The 16,000-nt window shown below is 71.3% G+C and carries 13 protein-coding genes and 2 pseudogenes; 6 read left to right on the forward strand and 9 right to left on the reverse strand.

What is annotated here, in order from left to right; all coding sequences use genetic code 11:
• Nucleotides 1–119, reverse strand: a pseudogene (locus ABZ078_RS42380) (DNA-directed RNA polymerase subunit alpha); the annotation flags it as partial.
• A gap of 337 nt (nt 120–456) precedes the next feature.
• Entirely contained in the window at nt 457–870 is a 414-nt protein-coding gene (locus tag ABZ078_RS42385) for a hypothetical protein (protein WP_356583877.1), read from the reverse strand.
• 297 nt (nt 871–1,167) lie between these two features.
• Between ABZ078_RS42385 and ABZ078_RS42390 the strand changes: the two genes are divergently transcribed.
• On the forward strand, nt 1,168–1,758 hold the full coding sequence (locus tag ABZ078_RS42390) for a DUF3592 domain-containing protein (protein ID WP_356583878.1): 591 nt from the start codon (nt 1,168–1,170) through the stop codon (nt 1,756–1,758).
• 48 nt (nt 1,759–1,806) lie between these two features.
• Here ABZ078_RS42390 and ABZ078_RS42395 read toward each other — a convergent pair whose 3' ends face one another.
• Both ABZ078_RS42395 and sigJ read right to left on the reverse strand, forming a co-directional pair.
• Nucleotides 1,807–2,592 carry a calcium-binding protein gene (locus ABZ078_RS42395; RefSeq protein WP_356583879.1) on the reverse strand — a complete coding sequence of 262 codons (786 nt, stop codon included), beginning with the start codon at nt 2,590–2,592 and terminating at the stop codon, nt 1,807–1,809.
• Between the two features lie 123 nt (nt 2,593–2,715).
• On the reverse strand, nt 2,716–3,666 hold the full coding sequence (gene sigJ, locus ABZ078_RS42400; protein WP_356583880.1) for an RNA polymerase sigma factor SigJ: 951 nt from the start codon (nt 3,664–3,666) through the stop codon (nt 2,716–2,718).
• 224 nt (nt 3,667–3,890) lie between these two features.
• Between sigJ and ABZ078_RS42405 the strand changes: the two genes are divergently transcribed.
• Nucleotides 3,891–4,430 carry a YceI family protein gene (locus ABZ078_RS42405; RefSeq protein ID WP_356583881.1) on the forward strand — a complete coding sequence of 180 codons (540 nt, stop codon included), beginning with the start codon at nt 3,891–3,893 and terminating at the stop codon, nt 4,428–4,430.
• A gap of 61 nt (nt 4,431–4,491) precedes the next feature.
• On the opposite strand, the gene ABZ078_RS42410 is transcribed toward ABZ078_RS42405, so the two are convergent.
• Nucleotides 4,492–5,277: an SAM-dependent methyltransferase gene (locus tag ABZ078_RS42410; RefSeq protein ID WP_356583882.1), complete on the reverse strand. Its 786-nt coding sequence runs from the start codon at nt 5,275–5,277 to the stop codon at nt 4,492–4,494.
• 209 nt (nt 5,278–5,486) lie between these two features.
• Nucleotides 5,487–6,680 carry an MFS transporter gene (locus tag ABZ078_RS42415; RefSeq protein WP_356583883.1) on the reverse strand — a complete coding sequence of 398 codons (1,194 nt, stop codon included), beginning with the start codon at nt 6,678–6,680 and terminating at the stop codon, nt 5,487–5,489.
• A 114-nt stretch (nt 6,681–6,794) separates the two neighbouring features.
• On the opposite strand from ABZ078_RS42415, the gene ABZ078_RS42420 reads away from it, so the two are divergent.
• From ABZ078_RS42420 to ABZ078_RS42430, 3 genes are all read left to right on the forward strand, one after another.
• Nucleotides 6,795–7,805: an ArsR family transcriptional regulator gene (locus ABZ078_RS42420; RefSeq protein WP_356583884.1), complete on the forward strand. Its 1,011-nt coding sequence runs from the start codon at nt 6,795–6,797 to the stop codon at nt 7,803–7,805.
• Nucleotides 7,802–8,305: a glutathione peroxidase gene (locus ABZ078_RS42425; RefSeq protein ID WP_356583885.1), complete on the forward strand. Its 504-nt coding sequence runs from the start codon at nt 7,802–7,804 to the stop codon at nt 8,303–8,305. The genes ABZ078_RS42420 and ABZ078_RS42425 overlap by 4 nt, the downstream gene beginning before the upstream one ends.
• A 75-nt stretch (nt 8,306–8,380) precedes the next feature.
• A complete protein-coding gene (locus ABZ078_RS42430; RefSeq protein WP_356583886.1) occupies nt 8,381–9,259 on the forward strand; it encodes a MerR family transcriptional regulator in 879 nt (292 codons plus the stop codon).
• 92 nt (nt 9,260–9,351) lie between these two features.
• Here ABZ078_RS42430 and ABZ078_RS42435 read toward each other — a convergent pair whose 3' ends face one another.
• Nucleotides 9,352–11,217, reverse strand: coding sequence for an MFS transporter (locus tag ABZ078_RS42435; protein ID WP_356583887.1), 1,866 nt, complete (start codon nt 11,215–11,217; stop codon nt 9,352–9,354).
• A gap of 199 nt (nt 11,218–11,416) precedes the next feature.
• Nucleotides 11,417–14,737 (reverse strand): D-alanyl-D-alanine carboxypeptidase, encoded by a 3,321-nt coding sequence (locus ABZ078_RS42440; RefSeq protein WP_356583888.1) that lies wholly within the window; start codon nt 14,735–14,737, stop codon nt 11,417–11,419.
• 252 nt (nt 14,738–14,989) lie between these two features.
• On the opposite strand from ABZ078_RS42440, the gene ABZ078_RS42445 reads away from it, so the two are divergent.
• A complete protein-coding gene (locus ABZ078_RS42445; RefSeq protein WP_356583889.1) occupies nt 14,990–15,745 on the forward strand; it encodes a GPP34 family phosphoprotein in 756 nt (251 codons plus the stop codon).
• A 167-nt stretch (nt 15,746–15,912) separates the two neighbouring features.
• On the opposite strand, the pseudogene ABZ078_RS42450 reads toward ABZ078_RS42445, so the two are convergent.
• Nucleotides 15,913–16,000, reverse strand: a pseudogene (locus tag ABZ078_RS42450) (ABC transporter ATP-binding protein); the annotation flags it as partial.

The following is a 16,000-nucleotide window of genomic DNA, read 5'->3' on the forward strand; positions in this document are numbered from 1 at the left end:
CGACGCAGGGAGTTGCCGAGGGTGTAACCGAAGCCCGGCTCCAACGGCTCGATCACGAACCGGGAACGGAACTCGTCGACGACCTCTTCGGTCAATGAGGGACGCTGAGCGATCAGCACGGGGTATTGCCTCCAGTGTGTGGCGCCCGCTATGTGACGCCGTAGACACCATGAAGGGTACGGCCGGTTCGGCCTCCCGCGAGACACGACCGCCCGGCCCCGCCCAAGCACCGCCTCCAGCCCGCCGCATGAGCGACTGACGCCTTGCCGGGACGGCCCTCCTGCGAAGGCGCAGAGGGAAGGACCACGGGCCACCTCAAGAGGCGTTTCCTCTTGAGGTGGCCCTTCACCGTTTCAGACGCCGTGCCACGCGCGTGCCACTACGTGCGCGTCGCCGCCCCGCGCGGCCCACCCTCATACGGACGGGAAGGCGCACAACAGATCTCCCGCCACGAACTCATGTCGAGTACCGGATGCTCTGCAGGAACTCGCCGGATCCGTCATCGAGCACCCAGAACGACCAGCCGTTGCGGTTCGGATTGACGTCCGGCTTGTAGTGCGCCACCACCGCCCGGGCCGCCCCGGTAGGTGTCTTGAAGCTTCGCCCGGCAAGCGGCCCCGATGTGATGTCGATCCGCTTCGTGTCCCGGTCATAGCTGCCACGGGTGCGGTGACCTTCATAGTCGACGTACACGCCGACCTTGCGCTCCGTCTCCGTGTCCTCCTCGCTCGTGACGGCCGGCGCAGCGGACGGCACGCTTGCGTTTCTCACGAGCCGAGCAACGACCTCGCCCGCAGTGGTGTTGCCCATACGCGCGGCGAACTCGATGGAGCGATAGGTCTGTGCATCGACCTCAATGGTCGGACTCATGCCCTCCCCCTTACTTGTCGGTTTCGACCAGCCAAGGCTAACGCACCCAACGGAAGCAAGTCAAGGGAAAGCAGCATTCGGAGAATTCTGCGAATTGAGCGAGGGGGTGCTGCCCGAAGGGGCAGGTCGAGGGAGGTTGGCAAGGTCCGCGCCCGGCTGACCGCCGACGGCGTCCGCTTCACGGTTCGTTGCCGACAGCAGGCAGCCAAGCCCGGCCCGGCATGCCGGCATCAGCACATGATGTCGACCCGTCGCGCTGTTTACCCTGCTCGGCAACACGGATACGAGGCGCGGTCCATGGGTGAGACCGGTGCACCGCTTCGACACGACCCGAAAGGGATGGTCAAGGGCCTGGACGGCATATCAACGGACGCGGGCGCCTCCAGTGCGCGCCGGCAGCACACGGCCGTAGGTGGCTTGGGGCCGTGCACGTCCCTGCTCATGGCGCTGGTGCTCGCGCTGTCGCTGGGCGCGTTGTCGACGCTGGTGATGTTTCCGGCGGCCCAGCATCTGCGGTCCCTTCAAGACGGCGAGCGGGCTCGGGCGACGTTGCATACGAGCGGCGCGTGCATGGCGGGTCAATGCCAGGTCAGGTTCGTGGCGGAGGGGCGCACCGTGGTGGCGGATCTGCCGGTGGGCAGCGGTGGCGGCAAGAACTCTGCCGGCACTCGGCTGACCGTCCGCTACAAGGCGGACGATCCACAGGTGGTCGCCCGCGAAGAGGATGTCGGGGGCGGCGGGGCAGCCCTGCTGGCGGCGATTTCGGGCGGGGGCGCCCTGATCTTCCTGGCGATCTCAGTCGTGGCGGCGGTCTTCTTGGCGCGGCGGCGGCGCTCGAACTCCCTGACGAACTCGATCAGCGTGCAGGAGGGGGCGCCGCCCCGGTGAGGGCGGCGCCCCTGCGCGTCAGCTGTCAGAAACGCTCTCGGTGCGTGGCTACCGCACGTCGACGAAGTCGCCGGTCGCGTTGACCGCCGGGGTGGTCGCCGTGCCCGCGAAGCTGTAGCGGAAGTAGCCGTCGGTCGACGCGGTGACCGTGGTCTTCAGGTTGCCCGTCGAGTTCGTCTTGATGGTCTTCACCGTGCTGTAGGTGTTGCTGCCCTTCTTGCGGAACTGCAGCTTCACCGGCTGGCTGACGTAGCCGTGGTACTGGTTGTCCTCCCAGTTGGCCCGGGAGAGCTTGCCGGTGACGGTGATGGTCCTGCCCTTCGTCACCGGCTCCGGCGAGGCGTTGACCGTCAGCTTGGAGTAGCGCTGCACCCTGAACGTGGTGGCCGCGTCCCGGTGGATGTAGTCGTGGTCGTTGGCGGAGACCAGGGTGGCGAGGTTCCAGGTGGCCGCCGCGCCGTTGTCGACGAAGCCGGTCGAGGCCTGCGGGTCGAAGGTCAGCGTGCCCGTGCAGGTCGACGTGGTGGCGCTCGCCTTGACGCAGGTGATGTCGCCGTCGTCGTACCAGATCTGCGCGTAGTTCGGGTTCGGGCCGAAGGCGCTGATGTACGTGGTCTCGGCGATGCCCGAATCGTCCGACGCGGTCACGGAGACCTTGGCGGACACCACGTTGGTGGTGCCCACCACGACCGGCTTGCCGCCGTTGACGACGACCTTGTCGATCGTGATGTCGCCCGAGCCGCCGTCCGCCGCCTGGGCGGAGGTGGCGCCGATGGCGGTGGCGACCAGCGCGACGCTGGTGCCGAGCACGCCAAGGCGCAGGGTTGTGCGCATGAATGTCCCCCCACGGAGTCCTTGTTTGATCAGATGTGATTGATCAGAGGGGAGCGTACGGCGTTGGCCAACGGTTCACCACGTGGTTGTTTCGACGCCTCCCCCGCACACCGAGGGTGTGTGTCAGACGGCCGTCCAAAGCCGGAGCTTGTCGGGGTTGAGTACGGCCCAGACGCGCGTGATCCGGTCGCCCGCCACGTCGAACGCCAGCACCGACACGGTGATGCCGTCCCGCTGGGCCACCAGGCCGGGCTGACCGTTGACCATGCACTCCAGGAGCGCCACGTCGGGTACCGCTGTGGCCCGTTCGGTGAAGAAGCGCGCGATCTGCTCGGCGCCTTCGACCGGGCGGAGTTCGGCCGTGACGAGTCCGCCGCCGTCACCGGTCGCCGTGGCGTCGGGGGCCAGCAGGCCGATGAGGGCGTCGATGTCCTTGGCCTCCCATGCCCGCTTGAAGGCTGTGACGATGTCGGCGCGCTGGGCTGCCGGGGTCGCGGGAAGCCGCGAGGCACGCATACGGCGGCGGGCCGATGAGGCCAGTTGGCGGCAGGCCGCCGGCGTACGGCCGACGATCTCGGCCACTTCGGCGAAGGAGTAGCGGAAGACGTCGTGCAGGACGAACGCGACGCGCTCGGCCGGGGTCATCGAGTCGAGTACGACGAGGAAGGCCATGTTGACCGACTCGTCGAGGGTGACCCGGTCGGCCGGGTCGGCCGGGTCGGCCGTGGCGCCACCCCACCGCCCGCTGACGCTGGTCCACTCCGTACGGCCGGGCAGCGGCTCCGGGATCCATTCACCGACGTAGCGCTCCCGCCTGGCCCGTGCCGAGCCGAGCAGGTCCAGGCAGATGCGACTGGCGACGGTCGTCAGCCAGCCACCGGGGGACTCGATGCCGCCCCGCCGCTGGGGGGACATCGCGTACCAGCGGGCGTAGGTCTCTTGTACGGCGTCCTCGGCCTCGGCGAGCGAGCCGAGGAGCCGGTACGCGAGATTGATCAGCTGATGCCGCTCGCTCATGATCGCGCTCAGGCCCGGATCGAGCCTGCTGTCTCCTGGCTCGGATGGGGTGGTCATGGTGTGGACGACTCCCTTGGTCATAGGTGCCCTCACCGGTTCGACGAAACAGCGCACCGAAGTGTGAGGGCGGCGGCGCCACCTCACATTCCGAAGGGCCGTGTCGTCGTACTGCGGGGAGGAAGCGCAGCGCATGGAGGCGGCCTTCATCTCTCCTCTTTCCGATCTTTTCCTTCCGATCTTCTTCTTCCGATGTCTTCTTTCCGATCCAGGAGCGACCCAGCATGACGACCACGACCAGGCTCGGCGAACTGACCGGCGACTACGTCCTCGACACCGACCGCACGCGAATCGGCTTCACCGCGCGGGCCCTCATGGTCACGAAGGTGCGCGGGCGGTTCGACGGCTTCGAGGGCAGCGCGCGTCTGGACGGCGACGCCCCGTCGAAATCCACCGCCCGGGTCACGATCCGGGCGAGCAGCGTCCAGACCCGCAACCCGAAGCGCGACGACCATCTGCGCGGCGACGACTTCCTGGCCACGGACGACCACCCGGCCATCGCCTTCGCCTCGACCCGGGTGGAGCAGATCGACGAGACGAACTTCAAGGTCACCGGTGACCTGACCGTCCGCGGCGTGACCAAGCCGGTCACCGTGACCTTCGAGCTGACCGGCGCCGAGAGCGGTCCACGGGGCACCGTCCGGGTCTGCTTCGTGGGCGAGGCGACCATCAACCGCAAGGACTGGGGCATCAGCTGGGGCGGAGTCATGGTCGGTGAGAAGGTGACGCTGGAGTTCGACGTCACCGCGATCCGGCAGTCCTGACCAAGGCCGGGCGACGGCCGCCCAGCATGACTCCGGAGGTGCCAGGGCCACCGGCCCGTCCTCACGGCTTGCGGCCCACCCCGCAGTACGCGTCGACGGCGGCCGTCGCCGGATCGGCCGGGCCGTGCACGTCGGGGCGCCACTCCGGGACCTGGACGATGCCGGGGTCCACCAGGTCGAGGCCGTCGAAGAAACCGGCGATCTCACCGATGCTGCGCACGTGGTACGGCACGGCGCCGCTCGCGTTGTATGCCTCCGACGCGGCGATCATGCCCTCGCTGGTGGCCGTGCTGTCGCTGATGACCAGGTGGCTGCCCGAGGGGAGGCCGGCCAGGAGGCGGCGTACCAGGTCGCGGGCCTGGTCGTAGTCGGCGACGTGGCCGAGGGTGTTGAGGATCACCAGGGCGACCGGACGGGACAGGTCGAGCGTGTCCGCGGCGGCCTCCAGGACGGCCTCGGGGGCGTACAGGTCGGCGTCCAGGTACGTGGTTCTGCCCTCGGGGGTGCTGGTGAGCAGCGCGCTCGCGTGGGCCAGGACGACGGGGTCGTTGTCGACGTACACGATCCGGGCGTCCGGGGCCACGCGCTGGGCCACTTGGTGTGTGTTGTCGGCGGTCGGCAGTCCGGTGCCGACGTCCAGGAACTGCCGTATGCCCGCCTCGCCGGCCAGATGGCGTACGGCACGCCCCAGGAACTGGCGGCCGGCGACGGCCACGTCGACGAGGCCGGGGAAGATCTCCTTGATCTCGTCCCCGATCTGCCGGTCGGCCTCGTAGTGGTCCTCCCCGCCGACGAAGTAGTTCCAGAAGCGGGCCGAGTGCGGCTTGGTGGTGTCGGGGTCGGGCACGGTGGGGCCTCCTGCGGGTCGGCGCTGATGATCAAAACAGCAACCAACCTAAGCGAACTACCCCTGGTGCTAGGGGAGTTGGCGTAAGAGTTGGCGCAGACACGCCTCACACACCGTAATGTTCTGGCCATCCCGTCACTGGTCCAGATACCTCCTTCACCGACACCGACGCCGACGCCGACACGGACACCGACACCGGGTAGGGCGGCTCACCCCCGCCCCGTCACCACCAGCCCGCCCTCCTCCGCGTCGCGCCGGCTCGCTGCCGTCAGGGCCAGGGTCACCACGATCGAGGCGGCCGCCATCACCGTCATCCCCGTGGCCGGGGAGGTCAGTTGGGCGACGGCGCCCGCCAGCGCCGCGCTCACTCCCTGCATCGTGAGCATGCCGGCCGAGTGCAGCCCCAGGGCGTGACCGCTGAGTTCGTCGGGAGTCACCGCCATCAGCCGCTCCTGCTGCACCAGGCTCGCCCCGAAGCCGACCGAGGCCACGGCGACGGCCGCGGCCGCGAGCGGCACGGCCGGGCGCAGGACGAACAGCAGGTACGGGGCGGCCAGCAGCAACAGCAGGGGTACGCCGAGGCGGGTGCGCAGCGCCGGTGGCAGCAGGCGGCCCACCGTCACGTCGCCGACGAACATGCCCAGCGCCGCACAGGCGAACAGGGTGCCCGCGGCGTGCGGGGCGTACGACACGTACAGGGACTCGCAGCCGACGACCAGGCCGTTGGGGATCCACAGGGCCAGGTAGAGGTGGCGGCGGGGGCGGGAGGACCACAGCAGGGCGTTGGTGCGCCAGGTGGCGGAGACGGAGGGGCGGCCCGCGGCGCGTGCGGCACGGCGGGTCAGGCCGAGGCGGGTGACCAGGGCGGCCGCCGCGTACAGCGCCGAGGAGACGAGCAACGTCGTCCGCGGGGACAGCAGGACGACCAGCGCGCCGCCCGTCGCGTAACCGGCGATCTGCGTCAGGCCGTTCATCATGTTGAACACCGAGCGGCCCAGCAGATAGCCGTCCTTGGTGAGGACCTCGTTCAGCAGCCCCCAGCGGACCCCGCCGCCGAGCGAGGCGATCAGCCCGAGCAGCAGGGTCAGGAACAGCAGCGCCCCGATCGGCGCGCCCGGCGTCGCCATCGCCGCCGTACCGAGCGCGTACGCCACCGAGATGCCGGTCAGAGCCGCGCGAGGGGCGAGCCGGTCCGACGCCGAGAGCAGGGTCGTCGCCCCCACCACCTGGGCCAGCTGCGGGCAGAACATGCTGACCGCCGACAGCAGCGGCGACTCGGTCGCGGCGTAGACCAGCGTGCCGATGGCCAGACCGCCGACGGTCGACGCGGCCGTCTGGAGGGCGGAGGCGAGGAACAGGGGCGTGAACTCGGGTGTGCGGAACAGGCGTTGGTAGCTGCGCATGCGCGGAGTCTCCGACGCCCGCGAAAGGGGCCGTTATTGTTTCGCGGAGACGCGAAAGGTGGCGGTGGCCGTTGCCCGCGCACCTTCGCAGCGAGCGAAGGGCGGCGGTGACCGTTGGGCTGGTGGCAGATCAACGCCGATACCCTCGCCGGAAGCCGGTTCGTCATCTCCCCGCTCGCGGAGACCTTCGCCGCGCTGAAGCTGCTGCACTCCGGAGCCGCCGCGCACCCCGGTGAGCGTGCCTGGCTCGACGCCCGGCTGCCCGGCTACCGCGCCCGGCTGGCCGCCGACCCGGTGACCGCGCGCCTCGTGGGCGCCGGGCTCGGGAAGGACTGGATCGCCGACTTCCTCACCCCGGTCCCGAGGGACCGCGAGACCTTCGAGGAGGGGGTCGCACGCGTGCGCGCCGCCGACCCCCGCCGGGCACGCGCCCACCTGACCGTCTCCCTCGCCGGCCCCCTGCCCGCCGTACTGGACCGGGACGACCTCCCCGAACGCGCCGCCGCGCTCCTGGAACACGTCTGGAAGGAAGCCGTACGCCCGGACTGGGACCGGCGCCGGCGCGTACTGGAGGCGGATGTGGTGGCCCGGACCGCGCAGGTGAACCGGGGCGGCTGGGCGGCCGTGGTGGACTCCTTGCGCCCCGGGCGCACCCGCTGGCTCGGCGACAACCGGCTCCAGGTGAACCTGCACGAGTATCCGCCTCGTGAGATATCCGGCGCCGACCTCGTCTTCGTGCCGGTCACGCCGAAGGGCGGCTGGGTGTCCTGGGAGGAGCCGGACCGTTACGCCCTGGTCTACCCGTGCGCGGGGGCGCTCGCCGACCCCGGCGCCCGGACCGTGCCCGCGAGCCTCGGCGCGCTGCTCGGCGCCGCCCGGGCCGCGGTGCTCGTCCTCCTCGGCTCTCCGCTGAGCACGACCCAGTTGGTCGCCGTCACCGGGCAGACGCTGGGCTCGGTGGGCAGGCATCTGCGGATCCTGCTGGACGCGGGGCTGGTGGAGCGGCGGCGGGCGGGGCGGTCGGTGCTGTACTCGCGCACGGCGGCCGGGGAGGTGCTGGTGAAGGCGGCGGGACCGGGCCGGGCCACGGGGGCGGCGGCCGACGGAGCTAGCATCCGCTCATGACTGCTGACACCAACGCTTCGCCCCTCGACGTCGAGATCGGCGCCCTCCAGGGCGGTCCCGCCGACCTCTCCCAGTACGCCGGCAAGGCCGTGCTCGTCGTGAACGTGGCCTCCAAATGCGGCCTGACCCCTCAGTACACGGGCCTGGAGAAGCTCCAGGAGCAGTACGCGGAGCGCGGCTTCACCGTGCTCGGCGTGCCCTGCAACCAGTTCCTCGGCCAGGAGCCCGGCAGCGCCGAGGAGATCGCCGAGTTCTGCTCGGCGACCTACGGCGTGACCTTCCCGATGACCGAGAAGGTCGAGGTGAACGGCGAGGGCCGGCACGCGCTGTACGAGCGGCTCGTCGGCTTCGCGGACGCCGAGGGGCACAGCGGCGACATCCGCTGGAACTTCGAGAAGTTCCTGATCGGCCGGGACGGCGAGGTCGTCGCCCGCTTCTCGCCGCAGACCGAGCCGGAGGCGGCGGAGCTGGTGGCGGCGGTGGAGCGCGCGCTGGCCTAGAGACCTCCCGCCCTGGTTGACCTTGCCCCTGGGGCAGGGCCGAACGTCCTTCGCATCGGGCGGAAGATCCGCCCGGTGACGGAGGATGACAAGGTGAAGGTTCCGGACCAAGAGCTGCTCACCATCGGCGCGTTCGCCGCGCGGGCCAGGCTGTCGGCCAAGGCGCTGCGGCTGTACGACCGCCTGGGGCTGCTGGCCCCCGCGCACGTCGACGAGCTCAGCGGTTACCGCTACTACCGGGCCGAGCAGATCGAACGGGCCCGGCTCGTGGCGCTCCTGCGCCAGTTGGACATGCCGCTCGCGCGGGTCGCGGAGATCCTCGACGCACCGGACGGCGCCTCGGCGGCCGACCGGCTCACCGCGTACTGGGCGGACGTCGAGGCGCGGGTGGCGGGGCAGCGGACGCTCGCCGAGTACCTCCGTGGACGACTGTCGGGGAGGAGCTCCGAGATGTACGGGAAGTTCGTGGTCGAGACGGTGGACGTGCCCGAGCAGGTGCTGATCACCGAGATCCGGCACGTGCTGGCGGGCGAGCTGCCGGCGTGGATCGGCGCGTCACTGGGACGCCTGGAGACGGCGGCGAAGGAGTGCGGCGGCAGCACGGCGGCGCCGTTCGTCGTGTACCACTCCGATGTGTCCCTGGAGAGTGACGGACCGGCCGAGTCCTGCGTCCCGGTGGCCGACGAGGCGGCGGCCCGTGCCTGGGTCGAGAAGCACGGCCGGACGTGGGAGACGAAGGTACGCGTCGAACCGGCCCACCGGCTCGCCTACACCCGGATCACCAAGGCGCAGGTGGCTCATCCGCAGATCCTGTCCGCCTTCGAGGCGGTGGAGGAGTGGATCCCGAAGCAGGGGCTGTGGCAGGCGGGCCCGTGCCGCGAGATCTACTTCGCGGACTGGGACGCGGCGGGGGCCGAGGACCCGGTGTGTGACGTGGCGTTTCCGGTGCGGTGAGGCGACCGGACCGGTTGAAGTGAGGCGACCGGACCGGTGACGGCGGTCGGCGCCACCGCGGCGGACCTCGCGCGGCGGCGCCGGCCGCGTCGTCACTGCTGCGGCCACCACTCCTCCGGGCAGGGCGTCCCGCGCGGCACGTCGTACGGCGCCGCCAGGCGGTACGTCCCCGCCTTCGGGGCCACCAGCATCGTCCACTGGTCGCCGTGCGCGTCCTCCGCCGTCTCCATCAGGCAGCCGTTGACGTTGTCGTACGACTTCGGCTCGCCGTCGGGGCGGCTCCGGGACGCCTCCGTCTCCGTCGGCGGTTCGAGCTTCTTGCCGTCGGCGTCGACGATGCTCAGCCAGGGCGAGTACGGGATGCGGATGAGGACGCGGCCCGGTTTGCTCACCCGCATCGTCATCTCGCCCTGCTCGGCCCGCTCGACGACGGCGTGCGGCTCGGCGAGCGGCGCCGGGTCGGTCACCTTGAACAGCTGCCAGTTGGCGTCCCCCCACACCTGCGTGAGGTAGGGCATGCCGCGCTGCACCAGGTCCCGCTCCCGCCTGGCTCCCGAGGCGTCCGGCTCGTCCTTGGGAAGGACCACGAAGTGCACGGCCCAGCGCTTGAGCCACTCGTGATAGTTCGCGGAGTTGAGGGTGTCGTCGTAGAACAGCTGGTTGCGCTCCAGGTCTGCCTGGCGGTTCCAGCCCCGGGCCAGATTGAAGTACGGGGCGAGAGCGGCGGCCTCGCGGTGGGAGCGGGCCGGGACCACCTCGACGCGGCCCTTGCGGGCGCCGACCTCCTGGAGCTCGTTGACCAGCGGCGCCAGCTCGCGCGCCCAGGCCGCGTCCGGGCGGGCGTGGATGATGTCGTCGACCGTCTTGTAGCCGATCCAGCCGCCGAAGGTGAGCAGGGCCAGCACGCCCGCGTACCACTTGCGCGAGCGCGGCACCGTGAAGGGCAGCGCGGCCACGAGGATCATCCCGCCGAACAGCATCGCCAGGCGCGTGATGTTGGAGCCGATCTGCGAGCTGATCACCCAGACCAGGACGACGGAGAGGCCGTACACCGCGGACACCAGCCGGACCGTCTTCCACTCCTGGGGCACGAGCACGAAGGTGACGACGGAGATCAGCAGCGGCAGGAGCACCGAGCCGATGACCATCGGCTGCGTGCCGGAGAAGGGGAACAGCCAGGCGGACATGGCCACGACGGCGGTCGGCGCGAGTCCCAGCGCCCAGGCGCCCGGCCGCCGCTTCTGGAGGAACAGCGCCACCGCCACGAAGCCGACGAACAGCCCCGCGACCGGCGAGGACATGGTGGCGAGCGCGGCCAGCGGGGCCGCGCACAGCGCCTTCGCCCACCGCTTGTAGCGCCAGCGGTACGGCCAGCAGAACACGACGGCGACCGCGCCCAGCGCGAACATCATGCCCAGGCCGAAGGTCACGCGCCCGGAGATCGCGTTGCACGTCAGCCCGAAGACACCGGCCAGCGCCGCCCACAGCGGGTTCTTCACGGCACGGCTGCGCAGCAGGATCAGCGTCAGCAGACCCGCGGAGACGGTCCCCGCGATCATCATCGTCGTACGGACACCGAGGACCGACATCAGATACGGCGACACCACGCTGTACGACACCGGGTGCATCCCGCCGTACCAGGCGAGGTTGTACGCCGAGTCCGGATGCCGGCCGACGAACTCGGCCCAGGCGTCCTGGGCCGCGAGGTCGCCTCCGCTGCTTGCGAACGTGAAGAACCAGACGACGTGCAGGAGTCCGGCCAGGGCCGTGATCGACAGCACCGGATGCCGCAGCAGACGCTCACGCAGGGCGAGGACGGCGGTGGTCAGCCGCGACGGCGGTCTGTCCGCCGGGCGCTCCTCATCGTCTCCCTGGCGTGGCGCGGGTACGCGTATTCGCGGACCGGCTCCCCGTCCCGGATCGGCGTCGTCGGCGCGTGTCGGCTCCGCAGTGGCCACGTCTGAGGCACTCCCCGTACTGTCCCGTCTTCTGTTCTGGCCGCGTCCCGTTCCCCCGGTGTTGTCGGCCCTGTCCCGAAGGGTTTGCCGGTCGCGCCTCGTGAGGGACGACCTGCCCGTTTCGTGACGCTAGCACGCACCCCGCCGGGCGGCTGCCCCGGACGGGGTGCGTGCTGGGTGTGGTTCGGCCGCCGGCGGGTCAGCCGAGGCGGGTCAGCTTGTCGGTGAAACCGGGTTCCGCCAGGTCCGTCCGGAGGGCCACGGGCGCCTTGACCGCGCCGCTCGTGCCGTCACCGACGGTGAGCGTGCCCACCTTGGTGCCGGCCTTCGCGGTGTGGGGTACGTCGTCGGCGTCGAAGGAGAGCTTCACCTGGTAGCCGGACCAGCCGACGGCGGTGACGTCCTGCGTGAGGACGACCGGGGTGCGGCCGCCGAGTCCGTCGTCCACGTATCCGACGACGTCGCCCTTCTTCAGGATCTTCGCCGAGGTCAGCTCGTCCTGGGCGGCGAGCATCGCGGTCTTGCTGACGTCGTTGACGGTCTGGATGATCGGCGCCTTGTGCTGGCCGAGGACGGCGCCGACGAGGGTGACGGTCTCTCCGCCGACTTCCTTGCGGGCGGCGAAGAGGAGGTTGCCGCCGGCCGCGGTGGTCGTGCCCGTCTTGATGCCGATGGCCCCGTTGTAGGGGACGAGATAGTTGTAGTTGTAGTGCTTCTTCCCGGACGGATCGATCCACTGCCCCATGGCCGTGATCTCCGTCAGCGCCGGGATCTTGACGAGCTCGTTGCCGAGTTTCACCTGGTCCTCGGCGGTGGAGACGGTGGTCTCCTTCAGGCCGGAGGCGTCGGTGTACGTCGTGTTCTTCATCCCGAGTTCCTCGGCGGTGTCGTTCATCTTCTGGATGAACGCCTTCTCGGAACCGGCGTCCCAGCGGGCCAGCAGACGGGCGATGTTGTTCGCGGACGGGATCATGATGGCCGCGATCGCCTCGCGCTGGGTGAGGATGTCGCCCTCCTTGACGGTGTCGAGGGTGGACTCGCCGTCCTTGTTGTAACCGCCCTCCTTCTCGGCGAGGGCGTCGACCTCGATCTTCTTGCCGTCCTCGCCCGGCTTCATCGGGTGGTCCTTCAGGACGACGTACGCGGTCATGGCCTTGGCGACGGAGCCGATGGCGACGGGCTTCTGCTCACCGAAGTCACCCATCGTGCCGATGCCGTTGACGTCCATCCAGCCCTGGCCCTCGCCGGGCCACGGCAGGGACACCTTGCTGCCCTCGAAGGTGTACGACTCCTCGGCGGTGAGGGCGAGGGTGGGGGTGGGCAGGGGTCGGACGGCCTGCACGATCGCAAAGATGATCACCAGGAGCAGGACCAGGGGGGTCCAGATCTTGATGCGCCGGACGAGCGTCCGGACGGGGGTGTCCGGGGGCGGCGGCGTGTTCGTCAGCTCGGCGAGCAGGTCGAGCGGGGGCTTGGGCGGCAGGGGCTGCTGGGTGGTCCGCTCGGGACCGACCTGGGGGACGGCGGCGGTGACGTCGGGGGCCGTGCCCTGCGGGGCTCTCGACACGTCAGGGCGGTCCGGCCGGATGTCCGGCTTGAGCGCGACGAACTTGCTGGTGCGCTCGGAGGGGGCCTCGGGCGTGGGGGCCTTCAGCATGGTGGTGGGCTGGTCCACCTGGGGCTCGGCGGGGGTGGGGGCGGCGGGGCGTACGGCCTTGAAGACGGCGGTGGGCTGATCGACGGCCCCGGCTCCTCCTTCGGCCTCGGTGTCGGTGTCGGCCTCGGTGTCGGCCTCGGCCTTCCCACCCGCACCACCCGTGCGGCTCTCGTCGCCGCCCGCGGGTGGCCCCTGGGGGGCGTCCTCGCCGTCGGTGGGCGGGGTGGCGGGCGTGGAGGCCGCGGGTGCGTCGGCGGGCGCGGAACCGGAGGCGGGGCGGTCCTGTGGGGTGCCCTCGCCGTCGGCCGGTTCGGCGTCGCGCGCAGGGGCCCCCGGTCGGCGGCCCTCCCGCTCGGCGTCCTTGGCGGGCGTGGCGGGCGTGGAGGCCCTGTCGGTACCGGAAGGCTCGGTGGGCTCGCCTGTGCCGCTCGCGGCGGGCTCGGCGGGTTCGTCGGCGTCGGCCTTCGGAGCCGCCTCGGCGACCGTGCCGGCGTCGGAGTCGGAAGCCGTCGCGGGCTCCTTCGTCGCCGCACCAGCTGCGGCACCGTCGGCCTTCTCGGCGTTGCGTGCCGCATCGCCCTCGGCGCTGTCCGCCGCGTCGCGCGCGTCGGCGGCCTTGGCGTCCGCGTCCGCGGTGTCGTCGGCATCCGCCGAGGCGACCCAAGCCGCCACAGCCGCCTTCAGCCGATCATCACCCGCAACAGCGGCGTCGCCGCCCTGGCCCTCGGCGCCCTGCGGCCTCTCGCCATCCGCCACTCGGCCGTTCCCGGCCCCGGCGCTCCGGGACTCAGCGTCCCCGGCCCCGGCCTCTGCGGCGTCACCGACCTCGGGCTTCCCGGCTGCAGCGTTCCCGGCCTCGGGCTTCCCAGCCTCGGCCTCCGCCACACCGACATTGCCGGCGTCGGCATCCACCACACCGGAGTCCCGGGCACCGCCATCCACGGCCCCGGCCTCTCCGGCCGCAGCCTTCCCGGCATCGCTGTCCGCCGCAGTAGCGTCCCGGGTACCGGAGTCCCCGGCCTCGGTCTCGGCCTGCGCCACGTCAGCGCCCCGCGAGCCCTCGGAGTCCACGGAGTCCACGGCCTCGGCCTGCGTCACCTCAGTGCCCTCAGTGCCCTCAGTGCCCTCCGAGCCCCCGGCCCTCGCCACCCCGGCGCTCCCATCCCCGGCATCCGTCACCTCAGCGCGCCGCGAGCCGTCCGAGTCCCCGGCCTCCGCCTGCACCACCTCAGCGCCACGCAAACCCTCGGAGTCACCGGCCTCCGCCTCCACAACCTCGGCGCTCGCACTCGCCGTCCCCGCAGACCCGGCTTCCGCCTCCGCACCCACGACCTTCGCGCCTCCGCCGGCGGCCTCCGCGTCCTCGACCGTCTCGCCCTCGACCTCCGCGCCCCCGGCGCCGACAGCCTCGGCCCCCGTGCCCTCGGCCTCAGCGCCCTCGGCGCCCGCAGCCTCCGCCCCGGCACCCCCGGCCGCCGCCTCCGCGCCCCCGGCCACAGTGCCCTCAGCACCGGCATCAGTGCCCTCAGCGCCGGCCCCCGCGCCCTCGGCGCCCGCAGTGCCACCGGCGCCCGCAGTGGCCGCCCCCGCAGACCCGGTCTTCGTCGACCCGGTCTTCGTCCTCGCGGCCTCCAGGTCGTGTCGCGACAGCGCCCTCGTCGCCGTGTCCACGCCGCCGCGCGACGCGGTGGCCGGTCCCTGCGGTGCGGCGTTCTCGCGTGCCATCGCCAGTCGGGGGTCCCGGCGCTCAGTGGTGTCGGCGCTCGACGTGTCGGCGGGCTCCGGAACCGGACCCGCGCTCCCCGGCGTCGGTTCTGCCGACGACTCGCGCTTCTTCGACCTGTCGGGGGACTCGCCCGCCACCGATGCCTCCTCCATGTGCCGCCGCACGCCCCGCGTGCGTCTTTCGAACCGTGAGCCGTCGCCCGGACACCGCGCCCGTACGACCCCCGTGCCGCTGTCCGAACCATGTACCAGTGTCCTGTGCGCGGCCCTCAGCTCATGCGGTAGACGAGAACGACATACCTACTGGTTCCCTCACGAACCGGTCACGCACCCTCGACAGACCAATGTGAGAGGGGTCACCCTGTCGTACATCCACGCGGGGAGGCATGGATGGGCAGGAGCCGCAGAACACTTCCGGAGGAGCTTCTGCTGCTGGCGTTGGACCCGGCCACGGGTACCACCGCACAGCCGCAGTCGCTCGACCTCGGTCTGGCCGGAGCACAGCTAGTGGAGCTGGCGCTGGCCGGACGGATAGCCCCTGACGGGGATCGTATCGCCGTGGTCGTACCACGGCCGACTGGAGATCCGACACTGGACTGCGCGTTGGAGTTGCTGCGAAGGCGTGGCGCTCCCGTACGCGCCGTCCACTGGATCGGCGGGCCCCGGCTGGGGCTGCGCCAGACCTACCTCTCGCATCTGGAGCGGTGCGGCATGGTGCATGCCGTGGCGGGACAGATGTGCGGAGTGTTGCCGACGACCCGTTACCAGGCGACGGACAACGCCATCAGCCGGGAGATCAGGGCCCGGCTGGATTCCGCGATCCGCACCGGCGTACCGCCGGACCCGCGGACCGCGGCGCTCGCCGCCCTGGCACACGCGGTCGGCCTCGGCAAGCACCTGTATCCGGGGAACGAGGGGCGATCCTCTCGCTCCCGGCTGCGGGATCTGATCAGGCACGACCCGATGGGCGGTCTCGTCGCGCACGCCGTGATGGACGTCCAGAACGGCGCGGCGGCCCAGCCGCGTCGCGGCCCGGCCCCGGCCGGCCGTCAGGCCGCCCCCGGAGGCAGGGCGGCGGCGGAACCCGCTCGTGGCGTTCCGGCGCAGCCGCGCCGCGGATCCATGGCACGCGTCGTGGCTCACTGAGCCGCTGTTCCACGACCCGCACCACCGGGGCCGTTCGCTCGACCACGTACCACCCGCTCCATACGCACGCCACGTGCAGCGCCGCACCGCAGTCCCCCAAGACCCGGTACGGGAGCCGCTGGTCCGCGCGGGGCGACGCAACCGTACGTCCGTATGTCCGGACGGTGTCCGACCAGCACGTTTTCCAGAACGGTCATGTTGGCGAACAGCCGGATGTTCTGGAAGGTGCGGGCGATGCCGGCCTGGGTGACCAGG

The organism is Streptomyces sp. NPDC006385, from assembly GCF_040612485.1.
GTDB lineage: Bacteria > Actinomycetota > Actinomycetes > Streptomycetales > Streptomycetaceae > Streptomyces.

Excerpts from the sequence above, each read along its gene's own strand:
- ABZ078_RS42385 (WP_356583877.1), bottom strand. The coding sequence starts at position 870 with ATGAGTCCGACCATTGAGGTCGATGCACAGACCTATCGCTCCATCGAG.
- ABZ078_RS42390 (WP_356583878.1), top strand. The coding sequence starts at position 1,168 with ATGGGTGAGACCGGTGCACCGCTTCGACACGACCCGAAAGGGATGGTC.
- ABZ078_RS42395 (WP_356583879.1), bottom strand. The coding sequence starts at position 2,592 with ATGCGCACAACCCTGCGCCTTGGCGTGCTCGGCACCAGCGTCGCGCTG.
- sigJ (WP_356583880.1), bottom strand. The coding sequence starts at position 3,666 with ATGACCACCCCATCCGAGCCAGGAGACAGCAGGCTCGATCCGGGCCTG.
- ABZ078_RS42405 (WP_356583881.1), top strand. The coding sequence starts at position 3,891 with ATGACGACCACGACCAGGCTCGGCGAACTGACCGGCGACTACGTCCTC.
- ABZ078_RS42415 (WP_356583883.1), bottom strand. The coding sequence starts at position 6,680 with ATGCGCAGCTACCAACGCCTGTTCCGCACACCCGAGTTCACGCCCCTG.
- ABZ078_RS42425 (WP_356583885.1), top strand. The coding sequence starts at position 7,802 with ATGACTGCTGACACCAACGCTTCGCCCCTCGACGTCGAGATCGGCGCC.
- ABZ078_RS42445 (WP_356583889.1), top strand. The coding sequence starts at position 14,990 with ATGGGCAGGAGCCGCAGAACACTTCCGGAGGAGCTTCTGCTGCTGGCG.